At 43.9% G+C, this 15,308-nt stretch carries 10 protein-coding genes and 1 pseudogene; 7 read left to right on the forward strand and 4 right to left on the reverse strand.

Annotation, left to right across the window (positions count from 1 at the left end):
* The first annotated feature begins 82 nt into the window (after positions 1–82).
* The 5 genes and pseudogenes from F6K49_RS21630 (at position 83) to F6K49_RS21650 (ending at position 4,589) form a co-directional block, all read left to right on the forward strand.
* Entirely contained in the window at positions 83–559 is a 477-nt protein-coding gene (locus F6K49_RS21630; protein ID WP_293083412.1) for a transposase, read from the forward strand.
* A gap of 388 nt (positions 560–947) precedes the next feature.
* Positions 948–1,167: pseudogene (locus F6K49_RS21635) on the forward strand (transposase); the annotation flags it as partial.
* Positions 1,168–1,334: 167 nt separating this feature from the next.
* Entirely contained in the window at positions 1,335–1,778 is a 444-nt protein-coding gene (locus F6K49_RS21640) for a transposase (protein WP_293069180.1), read from the forward strand.
* A 426-nt stretch (positions 1,779–2,204) separates the two neighbouring features.
* Positions 2,205–3,530 (forward strand): hypothetical protein, encoded by a 1,326-nt coding sequence (locus tag F6K49_RS21645; RefSeq protein ID WP_293021292.1) that lies wholly within the window; start codon positions 2,205–2,207, stop codon positions 3,528–3,530.
* 648 nt (positions 3,531–4,178) lie between these two features.
* Complete coding sequence (locus F6K49_RS21650) at positions 4,179–4,589, forward strand: hypothetical protein (protein WP_293069181.1); 411 nt, start codon at positions 4,179–4,181, stop codon at positions 4,587–4,589.
* Here the strand turns inward: F6K49_RS21650 and F6K49_RS21655 are convergent.
* The gene (locus F6K49_RS21655) at positions 4,494–5,333 is read right to left on the reverse strand and encodes an SDR family oxidoreductase (RefSeq protein WP_293099955.1); all 840 of its coding nucleotides are present in this window, start codon (positions 5,331–5,333) and stop codon (positions 4,494–4,496) included. The genes F6K49_RS21650 and F6K49_RS21655 overlap by 96 nt on opposite strands.
* Positions 5,334–6,124: 791 nt before the next feature.
* Here F6K49_RS21655 and F6K49_RS21660 point away from each other — a divergent pair.
* Positions 6,125–6,679 carry a hypothetical protein gene (locus F6K49_RS21660; RefSeq protein ID WP_293021289.1) on the forward strand — a complete coding sequence of 185 codons (555 nt, stop codon included), beginning with the start codon at positions 6,125–6,127 and terminating at the stop codon, positions 6,677–6,679.
* On the opposite strand, the gene F6K49_RS21665 is transcribed toward F6K49_RS21660, so the two are convergent.
* Both F6K49_RS21665 and F6K49_RS21670 read right to left on the reverse strand, forming a co-directional pair.
* Positions 6,653–7,147 carry a hypothetical protein gene (locus F6K49_RS21665; RefSeq protein ID WP_293099958.1) on the reverse strand — a complete coding sequence of 165 codons (495 nt, stop codon included), beginning with the start codon at positions 7,145–7,147 and terminating at the stop codon, positions 6,653–6,655. The genes F6K49_RS21660 and F6K49_RS21665 overlap by 27 nt on opposite strands.
* Positions 7,148–7,214: 67 nt before the next feature.
* Complete coding sequence (locus F6K49_RS21670; RefSeq protein ID WP_293099961.1) at positions 7,215–8,888, reverse strand: TIGR04222 domain-containing membrane protein; 1,674 nt, start codon at positions 8,886–8,888, stop codon at positions 7,215–7,217.
* 430 nt (positions 8,889–9,318) lie between these two features.
* On the opposite strand from F6K49_RS21670, the gene F6K49_RS21675 reads away from it, so the two are divergent.
* The gene (locus tag F6K49_RS21675) at positions 9,319–12,000 is read left to right on the forward strand and encodes an ABC transporter substrate-binding protein (RefSeq protein WP_293099963.1); all 2,682 of its coding nucleotides are present in this window, start codon (positions 9,319–9,321) and stop codon (positions 11,998–12,000) included.
* Positions 12,001–12,083: 83 nt separating this feature from the next.
* Here F6K49_RS21675 and F6K49_RS21680 read toward each other — a convergent pair whose 3' ends face one another.
* Entirely contained in the window at positions 12,084–13,718 is a 1,635-nt protein-coding gene (locus tag F6K49_RS21680; protein ID WP_293099965.1) for a dynamin family protein, read from the reverse strand.
* Between the last annotated feature and the right edge of the window lie 1,590 nt (positions 13,719–15,308).

Raw genomic sequence — 15,308 nt, forward strand, 5'->3', positions numbered from 1 at the left:
CACGTGGATGAAACGCCGTGGGCGGTCAAGGGCATTAAAGAATGGCTCTGGGTACTGAGCCATCCCGAGTTCTGTCTATAACATGGCTGGAGATACACCCTCGCGAGGGGAACTGATTAGCCAGTTGGGACAGACCTATGACGGGGTTCTGATTACGGATGATTACAGTGTCTACAATGGCTATTATCGGTCAATGATCAACAGAAGTGAAAGCGCCCATCTGCGCCGTCACTTTCTCAGGTTAATCAAACAACCATTACTTCACAACCGAGCGATTGGGGAAGCCAAAGTTGAACTGATTGATGAAGCATGCAGGCCGTTATCGTCTCTGGCAACAAACTGGAGATTCAACCGTAACCCATCAGTGGGTAAGAGAATTCAAAACGAAGATACAGACAACGGTTCAAACCTGGAGTTGTTGCTGCTGGGGCAGCAAGCGGGGAAACTCTTGCGCTCTCTCATTGAGATTGCCTCCCAATGGTGGTATTTTTTAGACCATCCCCAAGTCCCACCGGATAATAAAAAGCGCCGAAAGGTCTCTACGCTTGGCGGTAACTAGGCGTAAGGGAACGTGGTGGCTGAAGTTCCCTCCAACGATTCGAGCAGACCGCTAATTTACTACACGACCAGTCCAAACTTGTCGTTTTCAGGGACGTTCGGTGATGGATTTCTTTGAGCAAGCTCTCATGGCTGTTGCTGGTCACTTGCCCGAAGCTCCTTCCCTTATCCCTTCTCCCCACACCTGAATCCTTACACCTAGAGAGCATTACGATAATCTTGGTTGTTGGCATTCCCTTATAGGATGTCTGAAAAGTAAAAATAAATGCGATCGCAAACACAAATGCGCGTACGCGCATCGGCGCGGCTGCAAGCAGATCGCAAAAAGAAAAACTCTCGTCACGATCAGCTGTCCATAGCAATAAAAGACAGATAACGAGAGTAAAATAATGAATCAATCATATCGTACCGATAAAACCTATGAACAATGGCAATTACTCGAAACACTTATACCACCAGCTTGCGCCGGGAGGTCGTCCATTAAGCGTAGAGATGCGCTCAGTAGTCAATGCCATCTTTTATGTCTTGGTAGCAGGATGTGCATAGGTCTTGTTACCTCACGATTTTCCCAAAGGTCAGACAGTCTATCATTACTTTCGGCAATGGCGTATCAGTGGTGATTGGGCTTAAAGTTACCGTAAGGATAGTGGAGCCTTTATGGTTGGCAGGCTATGCAGAAAAAGTTTAAAACTTATTGAATAAGGCTCCACTAACAATCAGGTTTCGTCTCTAGGAGAGAATTCACGAACAGTTACGAAAATGGGTACGGGTAATCGTTGACCATCAACAAGCGTCCGAGTGCAGCGATTCTTGATAGCCAATCAGTAGAAACCGCAACCATGATTCATTTGGAAGTGGGCTATGATGCTGCCAAACAGGTTAAAGGTCGTAAGCGTCATCTGGTGGTGGTATCCCATGGTTTGTTAATGGTTGTAGCCGTCAGTGCAGCTTCTTTACCAGAACGAGAGGGAGCCAAATTATTGTTCGACCAACTCCATGGACTTAGAGACAGATTTCACCGATTAATCAAAATTTGGGTTGATGGCGGTTATCGAGGTGAAGGTTTTATGAGGTGGGTGATGGATGTCTATGGCTGGATAAAAGAAACTGTGATGCGCTCAGATACCGTGAAAGGAAATGAAGTTTTACCAAGACGTTGGGTCGTGGAACGGACTTTCGGTTGGTTTAATTGGTGTCGTCGTCGAGCGCAAAGATTATGAAGTCTTACCAGCGACTTCTGAAACTATGATTCGAGTTGCCTAGATTTCTGATCATGCTTAGACGTTTGGCGTAGCCAATTACTTTTCAGACATCCTCTTAGATGATTAGATTTCTCCCAAGGGTTTACTCGTAACAGATGGGCTGCAACTTTGAGAACTATTCCCATCCTATCTGCATTGCTAAAAACATTGTAAAGAAATTTGGTATCTTCCCTGCAACCATTCAGATACATGATACTTTTTTAGATACTCTCTGAAAAAGCAGCAAAAAAAAATTTATCATTTGACACTGCTTTTAACTGATTCTCTTGCATTGCGAGCCTAGTGAAATCAACACCCAAGCTCTTTGGCAAGACTACAAAGTTTTAGGTTTTTTTAACCTTTCTGATCATTGATCATCAATTATATATATTCAGGATATCCGATATGAGTACAACACCAGATCAAACCGCAGATGCACGGAACCGCGTCATTGAATCCGCCAAGCGATTGGGAGTTCAACTCAATGAACAAGAATTGGAACGATGGATGAATTCCATTACCCAAACCACAGAGGGCAGCGATATTGTCGTCGATGAAAAGACAGGGGTTTTCGGTCACAAAGTCAGCATGTTGGATTTTGACCCGAAAGACCTGGAGCGTTTTCGCACTATCGGTAAAATTGTGGAATTTGACGATGTTCCTGGTCTGGTAGAAACTGCTTTGGCCCTCTCTGGTTCAGCCGCTCAATCCAAGGTTCAAACTCACCCTGGAGACTGTGACTACTTCGAGCGGGTGAATATTATTGCCCCCACCAAGGCTGAAGCTTGCCAGATTCTAGCTCGAATTATGCGTGAGAAAGCAATCAACAGCCTGTCGGGTGACAATTTTGAATTCATTGAACTGAAATTTGGTAGCTATCCCCAAGACGTTATCTGCAACGAACGCCCCTGTAGCAAAGGCTCACCGATCGCGTGGTCTTCTGACGAAGTTGTGGCTGGAAAGATAGAAGCGAGGGACTCTGAAGGAAATCCTGTCATCATCACCTGGGATTCTGTAGCCGACGATCCCGGTTGGTGTAAGCTGGACTGGGTAATTTCTGATCCAGTGCGCGGTCAATTGGCCAACGCTAGCAACATGTTGGATGTGACCTGGGAAGCTCCCGATGGTACAATCACTCCCTTAGACGGCTATCTAGACGCTTATTTTCAAGAGGTTTACCTGGATGCCGAATCTGCTCCCATCTTTAACAAACTGGTGAAGCAGGTTTCCAGCGATGTCATGGATGATTACGTGACGGCGTTGCAAGACCAAGTTAAAAAATATGTTAAGGAAGATCATCTCAACTATGGCAAAGCTGCCAAACGTTTGTATAATATATTCCGGCTGAATGGGCAGTATGAGGAAGCTGCCTTCCTGCGGGAACTTTTTGACGAACCGGCGGCATTACTTTATCAAGTCCACGCCCTGGTAAAAACGGTTCAAGAAGCCACGGAAAAAAGCACCGTCTTTGATATCGACAGCATTCTTGATCAGACTGATGAACTGATTATGTCAGTGATCAAGGTCTTGGAAGGGGAAGAGGAATTGGAGATCGTGCGCCATCTGCTGCGTCTATCCCGCTGCATCAGCCGTCAGGAGGAGGGGGTTCCCCTTGGTCCCCAAGTAGACGCAGCCCAAGCAGAGGTAATGAATATTGTCAACAATTTCTTCTACGAAAAGATGACAGCACTACCTGCAATTAAGGCTTATATTGACCAGCTCAAGAGTTGATAATTACTCTAGCCGCCTATCGTAGGGGAAACGCATCTTGTTGGATAAGCAGGGAGAGTTCTCCATAAACCCTGCCTTGTCTTGATGCAGTCGCTCATGGTTTTGGGTTTGGGTGCCAAACCTGTGTCGGCACCTTGAAAGCCCCGTGGCAATCGCCTTTAGCCGACTGCATCGCTTCGCTTGATTGTTGACAATGCACTTTCCATTGGGTTTGATGATTAGATTTGTCCCAAAGGTTTACTAGTACCAGATGGGCGACTCTTACCAGATGGGCTGTGCAACTGGGTTAGAAATATTCCCATCCTATCTGCATTGGTACAGAGATTGTAAATAAATTTGATCTCTTACTTGCAACCATTCATAAATATGATATCTTTCTAGATACTCTTCCTGAAAAAGCAGCCAAGAATTTAGCCTTTGACACTGCTTTTAACTTATTGTCTTGCATTGCGAGCCTAGTAAAATCAAGGCCCAAGCTCTTTAGCAAGATAACAAAGTCTTAAGTTTCTTCAACCTTTGTGATCCTTGATCATCAATTATATATATTCAGGATATCCCACATGAGTACAACACCAGGTCAAACCGCAGATGCACGGAACCGCGTCATTGAATCCGCGAACCGATTGGGGGTTCAAATCAATAGACCTCTTGCAAAAGTATTTTTATGATAGTGTTTACGTCAATTCTTGTCCACTGTTCCCTGTTCCCTGTTCCCTGTTCCCGACTTCTGCCGCGAAGTCTAATGAACAAGAATTGGAACGATGGATGAATTCCATTACCGAAACCACAGAGGGCAGCGATATTGTCGTCGATGAAAAGACAGGGGTTTTCGGTCACAAAGTCAGCATGTTGGATTTTGACCCGAAAGACCTGGGACGTTTTCGCACCATCGGTAAAATTGTCGAATTTGACTATGTTCCTGGTGTCGTAGAAACTGCTTTGGCCCTCTCTGGTTCAGCGGGCTTAAATCAAGGTTTGAGCATGAATCAACTCATAACCAGCAACTTTCAACTTCCGATTATGGACACGGGCGTTATTGGTTCGGAAGTTAGGTTGTGAGGAATCCCATAACACTTTGGGGAGATTGTAGCGATCGCATATTTGATCAGTCAGCTCCCGCGTCGTGAGTTTGAGGTCGTTAACTAGGTTGTAGATACCTTGGCAGCGGTTTCGTCGGGCAAATTCCACGGCCTGAACAATGTCGTCTCGGTGAATCCAATTGATAAAGTTATCGCCACTGCCAGGAAGCGTCGTGCCTGCCAGTCGCTCAAACCGCTTGCTTAACTCACGACCGGGACCATAAATCCCCCCAAGGCGCAGGATACAGACGTTGCAATTTTCACTGCTTGCCCCTAATAAAATATGTTCCGTCAAAGACAAAACCCGACCATGTTCGTTGGCTGGAACGATAGGAGAATTTTCATCTACCCATGCTCCCTGTTGGTTACCGTAGACGGCGCAACTACTTAGGTAAATTACCTGCTTCACTGTGGGATTATCTGCTAAAGCTGCTACCAAATTGCTAGCGGTGGGGATGTAGGTGGCTTCGTAGAAGTTGGCATCAACTTGCCTATTACTGATCGGGGCAATACTCAGGACGATAGTGTCTTGATCAATAAGTGCCGACTGCATCCCTTGGGTATCATCCCCTTTCATCACCACCACCTGTGAAGCGACTTCCTTCAGCTTTGCTACCCGTTCTTGGGTAGTAGTGGTAGCTGTAACCTGGTGACCCTGCTGGTGATGCCAGAAATTTGCTAGAGCTGTGCCAACATAACCGCAACCAATAATGGTAATATTCATATGGTAATATTCATAAGGTATAATCTTTAGGGACATCCGTAACAATTTCAATAAAGCGAGTCTGAACCCCTCGCTAAATAGATCCGTTGGAGGAATATGCTTGACTTCAACAGTTGAGCTGTTGGTTCCGGATTAAGTAACGTCAGATCAACCTGTCTAGGACTTTCTAATAGAATTCCCAGAGGTTATGATCACGTAACAGTTTTGGCTGAATCCTGAACAGCTTTTGATTTCCCGATAGATATTGCTGTTTTATTATATCAATTTTAGCCTAAATGTAAATATTTGTAAATGTAATGTAAAATACATACGTTGCTGTGCTAAAATGTCGTAAACTAACAGCGATTAGCCAAGGGTTGCACACCATCAGCCCAAAATCCTCAACGTTTCAAGTCGAGGAGATTTCAAATCAGCGACTTACCCCAATTATTTGGGATTATGTGAGAGGAATAGTGGTACAGTATTTGTGGTATTGCTACAGAGTTGAGATCGCTTAAACAGCTTAATCTGGATTCAGCAGCTTGATATCGAACTCTGTAACCTCAGCATATGCGCTACGCGCACGCTGCTTGAGGTGCCGTGAGCTTTTGGCTCAGGCTACTTGATGTGCCGTCAGCCGTTGGCCGTAGACCAAGCTAAGGGAACAGCGGTGAGCTAAAGCTCACGCTGCGCGAACAGCTTTTTTTATTCAAAAGCACCGATTGCGCTACGCCCACGCTGCTCTGTTGGCAACTTTTGTCCTGTACTGAGATTTACGCCTAGTCTTATAAAAGTAAAAGAAAAAGATCACCATGAAACCATATTTCTCTGGACTTTTAATCCTATCCACAGTAACCACAATGACTGGTTGCACGAACGTTGGTGGTACGCCAAGGGCACAGGCTGCGCCATGCGAAAATCCTGTCACAAAAAACGATGTTCTAGCTGCACAGGAAAGCTGGGGCAAAGCCATTGTCGCCATTGGCAAGGCAGAAAGCCCACAAGCAGAAGCACAAAGTACTCTTGACAGGCTTTATGCTTATGATCTTGGTACGGTTTTGTTCAAACCAACACTGGCCAGCGATGATCCGTTCAGAGGCACGGAGAAAGAGGCTTTGTCTTATTTTGTCGGCGGCAGCATCAGCGAAGATAAAGGTTTTGCTCTTGCGCCCTATAATAAAGTGCGCTTTGAGAATGAAGGAATTATTACCAACTGCGATACAGCCATGTCGATGGGTGAGTATTTTTTCACCAAAACAGACGGTAGCGAGATCAAGGTAGAATACTCTTTTGGTTATGTTCGCGATGAAAACGGTGATCTGAAAATCAATCTGCACCATTCATCTCTGCCGTATCAAGCAAAATAAGGGCGATTGACCGTAGGTCACGCTACGCGATCGCACGTCTGACAAAAGTTGAGCTAGGTCTGGCGCTAGACTGTCCACCCATTGCTGTTGCTGGCTCGACTCTTTTGGCGGTTGAATCTCTTCTGGTGGTTGGGTCATTTCGGGTGCTGCTTCTATCTGTGATGCTTCAGATAATGCGCTCGGCTCTACAGGGGGCTGATTTGCTTCTGGCTTGGGCGTTTCGGGTACTGCTTCCTTAGATTCTGCTTGAGCTGTAGGTGGTGTTTTTGATGCGTAAAATTCAGCTAGTGCCCTAGCTTGGCCTTGAGGTATGGCATCATTAAATATTTTGCTAAGAGACCTCCTGTGATGAACAACGGTGAGCCAAAAGCAATCATCAAAGTCACTCTCAAGCAATGCTTTGGCACCATAAGGAAGACAAGGATAACGATCAAATAGAGCGGTTCTGTGGTTGGATGAGGTACACAAGAAATGGCTTTCCCCTAGTAGGGCTGATCAAGATGTACCTCACAGTCGCGGGAACCGCTATCACTCTTTAGTCGCCGCCACCGCAGCCACCACAGCCGCCACCGCAGCCACTATCACCGCCACCGCAGCTACTGCCACCGCCACCGCAGCCACTATCACCGCCACCGCAGCTACTGCCACCGCCACCGCAGCTACTGCCACCGCCACCGAAGCCACCGCCACCGAAGCCACCGCTATTACCAGAATGGCTGGGAGGATTAAATACCTTTAGCAAGTCTTCTAGACCATATTGGCTCAAAACTGTACTACCAAATAGAGCAAATGCCAGGGCTAGTTGAGAATTGTTTTGAGCATTTTGCAGCATCCGATGCTTAACTTTTAGGTTTGCTAATACAGTATCGCCATAACGACTACGGTTGACTGGTACAACCAGAAAGAACAAACCAATGATTGCTGTGATGACGCACAGTATGATCAAGAAACCGACTGGCTTATGTCGCGAAATGCCTACTATAATCTTGCTGATTCCTAGGAGCAAGACAGCAAACAGAGGCAGTGCGGGATATTGCTGGGCTGATTGGGCTTGGTCTTTTGTAAGTAAGAGATTGAGATCGGTTAAGCGATCGCGTATTTGGTTTGTAGCGGATCTAGCGGCTCTTCTGATCGGAGTGATGGTCTTACCAGTTCTAGCACCATTATCAATCTTAAACTCAAGGGGATCATTTTTGTAAACCAAAGGATTGACTAATTCTAGCCCTCGGTATTCAGGCACAGGTTTTAAATGTCCACTCTGCACAAGGTTAACGATGGCTGTATCGACAGCTCGCTGTTGACCACCAACTAAATAGCCTGTCTCATAGGCATCGAGAGAGACCGATTTGCCATAGGGTGCGGAAGCTGGTTGTCGTAAATACCAACGTAAACCGTAGGCCAAGACTACCGCAGCACTTACTAGCAATAGATAGAACCTGAGAAATAATGGTCCTGTAAAATTAAGTGGATTTGCGCTATTGACTAAGGCTAATGACTGACAACCTGTGATGGTTACTGCCAAGACGAACAATAGGAAAACAATCGCGTATTGGTTGAGGCTGAAGTTGGGGAGTGACTCTAAACTAACCTTAGGTAAGTGCCCCCTAAATCCCCCAATTCTGGGGGACTTTGACATCATTACCCCTCCCGGTGCGCTTTCCGTTGGCGAATTAAATTCGCCACGGGTCGCACCGAAAAATTGGGGGGCAGGGGGGCAAAACCAATTAACTTTAGGTAAAATCCAGTGCTGCTGAGGGTTTACCCGCACAAAATTGACATCCTGACTAACATGAATATCAGCAGGTGCCCAAATATCTAATGGTGGTGCTTCCCCAAAGAAATAGTGATAGCTGGCTAGGGTTTTACTGTACCAATCGTCGAATTTAGACTTTTCTCTGGCACCACCACCACTAGGCAGATGATGAAAGGGGGTTTGTAGAATGTTTGGGCAAAATTCCCCCCAGTAAGAATGGGTATAGGTTAAGTGTAGATGCCACACTTGATCTACTGGGTCAGAAGGGGAGACGGGATGGTCAGCTACTACTGCTAGAAATGCAAATTTCTTGTATTCTTCAATTACCCGCTGAGTGTAGTTAAAACTCCAGCGATTTTCCCGAGCTAGTCGCTTGCTAAAGGGAAATTTAGCATCAGGGTCATCTAAAGAAAATGCCTGAAGGCGTTGATATAATTGGGTTTGTTGAAGGTTCATAATTGTTGGTATTTTCTTGTACAATGCTAGTTACCTGAATCTACCCATATATTTCTATTCAGCCCAAAAATAAGGTTTTATGAAAACGTGTTTTGATTTTGCGTTCGCGTAGCGTGGTCTACGCCCAGGTGGGGGAATGCGTCGCGATTTTGTTCAAATAAATGTGAAGATAGTTTAAATATTTCTGGATAATTTCAAAAATATGGTATAATCTATATACTATAAAGTATGCTAGTTGCCTGAATCCCATACCCCCATAACTTAAAGCGCTGCTTGACTCACAATTCTTAGGATTAAAATTCCTAGTAAATCCTGAGGGAGTAACAGCGCTAATCATCAACATGCAAATTTTCGTAAGTCAATCAGAGTCAAGGAGACTCCTGTAGCTTATTGGATCTGGCAATCTACCAAAATACGGCAATCAATAGAAATGAATAGAGTAGTTACTTTAACACTAGATGGTGACCTAGATAGTGGAATTCGAGTCACTTTGACATGGGGAACAACAGACAAGTCAGCTGAAGGAAAAATTATGAGTCGGTTGGCCCCAAACCCCGAAATTTATCAACTATACACCGATTGGCAGCAAGGATATCGTAATTTAGAGTATTTTTACCGAAACCCCCGCTTAACTCCCAAAGGACTGTACATCTCTTCGGTTAAATCCTGTGAGCAATTGGTTGACGAGTTAAGGAACAATATTAACCAATGGCTGAATTCTAGATCCGATGGCTTTGACCAGGTCAGAGATCAATTAACAACTGAGTTAAGCCGTCATCGTGATACTCGGGTATTGATTCAGACCGATAATCCTCAGCTTCAACGATTACCATGGCACCTCTGGGATGTATGGGAAAATAATCATGACTCCGTTGAATTTAGTTTAATTCCCTTGGAATACCAGCCACATCCAGAAACTAAACTGAGAAATCGGGTCAGACTATTAGCTATTCTTGGTAACAGTGAGGGAATTGATATCGAAACCGACCGCAACTATTGGCAGCAAGTCTCTAGCTTAGACTCATCCTCTTGCTTTCTAGTAGAACCGACACGAGAGGAGTTAGACCAAAAACTTTGGGAAAACGATGGTTGGGATATTCTGTTTTTTGCTGGTCATAGTTCTAGCGAATGTAATGATGAAACCGGTCGAATTTATATAAATCAGGAAGACAGTATTCTCATTAATGAGTTAATCCCAGCTCTCAAGCAAGCCATTAAAAACGGCTTGAAGCTAGCTATATTTAATAGCTGTGATGGTTTAGGTTTAGCCAATGCTCTAGCTAAATTACAAATGCCACAAGCGATTATTATGAAAGAGCCAGTGCCCGATGAAGTTGCCCAGACTTTCCTCAGGTTTTTTCTGGAAGAATTTTCTCAAGGAAAGTCTCTCCAGAAGGCAGTTAAAGTAGCACAAAAAAGACTGCATTATCTAGAGAATCGATTAGATATAAAATTACCCTACGCTACTTGGTTACCAGTGATTTATCAGCATCCTAAAGCACAACCTTGGCGTTGGCCAGTGTCAGGATCATTAGTTAAACTTTTGATTAAATTAGCGTTAGGGACTGTTGCGATCGTTAGCATTTACGGAATTTATAAACTTGGCACAGAACCTAACAAGCTAGGAGATCAGATTAGTTCTGGGGAAGAGATACTGGATACAACCTCTGCTCGACGTTTCAAGCAACGGGGTGTTAAATTTGTGGCAGAATGTCAGACTCCATTGAGAGATAATTTATCTATTTTTAGTCAAAAAACTTGGCAACGATTGCAGAGGTGTTGGTGGACAAAATCTAACTATAAAAAAGCTGGTGATTTATTCTTAAAATCCTGGCAAGAGGAAGACAAAAACCCAGAAACGTTAATTTATCTGAATAATGCCCTCTTAGAGGCTACTAAATCCGATTACTATACCATTGCGGTGGCGGTGCCCATCGTTAGGAACAAGGATGGCTCTGTCAAGAATCCGGAGCTAGCTCAAAAAATTCTTCGAGGAATCGCTCACGCTCAAACAGAAGTTAACTTAGACCTTTTTCAGGATAATGACAAACTCCCTAACAACTTTATTGAAAAGTTACCAGGAAAGGATGTTTTAAACGGTAAATCAATCAAGGGTAAGGGTCTCAAAGTTATTATTGCTGATGATGCCAATATCCCCTCAGAAGCGATCCAAAGGGCAAAAGCAATAGTCAAGGAACGGGATATCCTAGGGGTAGTTGGTCACTATGCTAGTGATATGACTATGGAAACGGTGGATATTTATAATAGTAATAAGCTAGTGTTAATCTCCTCTGGATCCACAACGGAAGAATTAACAGAGCACCCTAGAAAATTTTTCTTTCGGACGGTACCTACCGCTAAAATTTCAGCCCAATATTTGGTTGATTATTTGGTTGACATTGGTTACCAAAAAGCGGCAGTTTTTTATAATCCTCGCAGTCCATTCACTCACTCGTTCTGGCAAGAATTTAAACAGCAGTTTACTAACCAAGGAGGAGAACTTGTCGATATCGAACACTATGATATATCTAAGCCCAACTTTAACCCTAAGCAAGCAATAGAGGAAATTGGGAAAACCCAGGACACAGCTATTGTTTTAAATCCTGATGGTCAAGTCACCAATGCTGTCACTAATGCTATCGATATGATCAAGGAAAACAATGGTCGTAATGTGATGGTGGGTTCCTCGGGAATCGCCAGGTCAAAAACACTAGCACTTAAACAGCCCGATCTATTCGAGAACCTTGTGGTGTCTGTTTCCTGGCATCACCTAAACAGTGCTAACCCACAAGTTAATCAAGATGCTCAAACCTTATGGGGAAAATCTTTTAATTCCTTAACTGCCTGGTCTGCTTTAGCCTATGATGCAACTCGTGGGTTGATTACGGCTATCGAAAAACAGAACAATCCGACACGCATTGGTATGCAGAAAACCTTAAGAAGTCCTGATTTTATTGCCGAGGGGGTAACCGGAAAAATTGAGTTTGAACCGTCTAACGGTAATCGTAAGAATCCCTCACAAATCTTAGTCCATGTGGTGCCTTGTCCCAACCAGGAGTCTGGTTTAGCCTTTGTGCCCCTTGAGTATTCTTCTTGTGATCAAAAGCATTAAGATATTAGCTATCAGCATTCAGCATTCAGCATTCAGCGATCAGCCAAAGGCTGACAGAATTCTAAATTCTTAATTCACCATTCTTAATTCAATCTTTCCAAAACACTATTTAATAACTGCAGCTGATAAACCTGGCTGCTGACATCCTGTGGTTCTTGATTTTTTTGTAAACTGATCACTTTCTCTGCCTTGGCTTGATACTGACGCACCATCGAGAAAGCTTCTTTACTGAAACAAGTCAGATAATCCTTAGCTGCATCACTTAAGGCTTGGGCTACTTGATGGTCATAAGAGTCAGCAGATGAATTTGATTTATCTTTCTTTGCCCCTTTACTGAGGATATAGCTAGCCCCTCCAGCCATGGCTGCACCCACTTTACCTTTTAAAGCCAAACGGATTCCAGTAGCAAGAGCAATTGGGATAACTTTCTTTAACTCCTCGGAAGAGTCGGCAGGCTCAGGTATAATAACTTGGGGAGTATCGGGAACAGAAATGATTAGCTTACCAGGATACTGATGCTCAAAAAACTCACAAGCTTTATCAACCCATTCCTGGATTGCTTGTTGATATCCATCCATGTCTTGTTGGAATTGTGCTTGCCAAGGGTTAAATTCCCCTTGCTGAAGTGCTGTCAGAAGTTTCGATTGATAGCGTTCTAACAGTTTGGGCAAATAGAGCCAACTCTCGAAATCAGAAACAGTGGCTTGGAATCCTTGTTTAATCAATTTCTGAGCTTTTTGTTGTAGCTCAAGTTTAGCCTGATGCTTCTCTTTGGCAGTTTCTAATTCTGAGTTGATGACTTGGATTTTAGACTGTAGTGCTGCTTTAACTTGAGTTGCGATCGCATCCACACGATCCAGCCGAACCGTTGTCTTTTCCCGTTGAGCAGCTACCATGCTTTGCAGTGCTGATTCAAACATCGCCAATCCCGTCGTATGTGCTTGATCAGATAATCCTTTTAGTCTAGCTCTCAAAGCAGGTAGGGCATCAACTCGATACAAGTTACTAAGGGTATTCGGTAATTCCGAGCGAAAACTTTCAGCTACAAACCGTAGCCTAGTCTGGACTTCTTTTTGCTGATTAGGTTCCAATAAATTCAGGAAATTGACTACAAAAACAACAGTCTTGATTCCTCTATCTATTAACCAATCTCTCAGGTTTTCCCGCTCACCCAAAGTCATCAGCTGGCGACCATCCAGTACTTGAACTACTAAATCTGCCGTTAGCAGTTGGTCGCGCACTAATTTATCCTGAGCTTCCCGGTCATTTGTTCCTGGTAAATCCAGAAATTCTACACCAGTTTTTAGGAAGGGATGGGGACAGTAAACGTCTACCGAAGCGACATCAGAGCGCATACACCGTTGCTCATCTAAGATAGCATAGCGCTTCAAGACCTCTGTGCTATTTTCACTAATTTCTGTGCCATCAGTCAGGGTAATTCGAGTATGCAATTGTTCTCCATATCGGATATGAATTGCAGCCCCTGTAGTGGGAATTAGACCAATGGGCAGAGTGCGCTTTCCTAGCAAAGCATTGAGCAAGGTGGATTTGCCATAATTAAACGGACCAAAGACAGCAATCCTAAATGTGGGATTTTCTAAATGGTCGCACAGGGCAATCACATCCTTTCGCAAGGGTGAGTCTTGCTCCAAATCAAGCAGACCGATAGCAGACCTAAGAGAATTAACAACAGACTGATAGATTTGCTGATCTTCCATGACAAGTTGTGTTAAGTAATTGGTCTGTGGTTCTACTCCTCGACTTGAACCCAGCACTAAGCACGGTAGCAAATACAGTATAGCCAAAAAAAATAGAGAGCCGTTCGTGTGACTCTCTTGATCATCAGGGTGCATCTACTGATCTAAGTATAGCAAGATAAATGTGGGGTGCAACCCCTCATCCCTCTAAGCCAGCAAAATGTTACAAAACTTAATAGTGTGCATCGGCTTAATGATTGGGATGAAGGGTACGCAACGCTTCAAACCTATCACTTCAAATATGTAAAGAACTCTTAAGACATCTCAAAAAAAATAAGAGAGCCGTTGGTGTGACTCTCTCGATCATCAGGGTGCATCTACTAATCTAAGTATAGCAAGATAAATGTGGGGTGCAACCCATCACCCCTTTCAACCAGTAAAATGTTACAAAACTTAATAGTGCGCATCGGCTTAATGATTCTGATCAAGCGTACGCACTCCCAAAGCAACCACCAGTTGACTTGAAACCCCTCACTTCAAACACCATTAGAATTTTTCAGCAATCTCAAAAAAAAATAGAGAGCCGTTGGTGTGACTCTCTCGATCATCAGGGTGCATCTACTGATCTAAGTATAGCAAGATAAATGTGGGGTGCAACCCATCACCCCTCTAAGCCAGCAAAATGTTACAAAACTTAATAGTGTGCATCGGCTTAATGATTGGGATCAAGCGTTCGCGCCGCTTCAAACCTATTCAAATAAGTAAATAACTCTTAAGGCATCTCAAAAAAAATAAGAGAGCCGTTGGTGTGACTCTCTCGATCATCAGGGTGCATCTACTAATCTAAGTATAGCAAGATAAATGTGGGGTGCAACCCCTCACCCTTCTAAGCAAGCAAAATGTTACAAAACTTAATAGTGTGCATCGGCTTAATGATTGGGATGAAGGTTAAGCACCGCTTCAAACCTATCACTTCAAATATGTAAAGAACTCTTAAGACATCTCAAAAAAAATAAGAGAGCCGTTCGTGTGACTCTCTCGATCATCAGGGTGCATCTACTGATCTAAGTATAGCAAGATAAATGTGGGGTGCAACCCCTCATCCCTCTAAGCAAGCAAAATGTTACAAAACTTAATAGTGTGCATCGGCTTAATGATTCCGATCAAGCTTACCAACTCATGCAGCAACCACCAGTTCCCTTCAAACCGCTGACTTCAAGCACCATTAGAACTGTTAAGCCCTCTCAAAAAAAAATAGAGAGCCGTGCTTGTGACTCTCTTGATCATCAGGGTGTATCTACTTGATCTCAGTATAGCAAAATAAATGTGGGGTACAACCCCTCACATGGTTAAACCAGTAAAATGTTATAATTATTGGCAGTTTTACGGTAGAATGCCTAGGGCGTGTTTTCTTGCCTCGGAGATCCCCCGTTGGTCCCCCTTAAAAAAGGGGGACGAGCGAGTATGGCTCCCCCCTTTTTTAAGCTATGCTTTATAAACATATTTCTTTACAAAAAACTTGACAAAAGTAACTTGATATGATTAGTGTGATCAAAAAACTTGACGTCCCACGTTCTCGCTCAGTTTGTATAGGAAAAGCCTTTTGCCAAA

It is taken from the genome of Moorena sp. SIO3I6 (assembly GCF_010672095.1).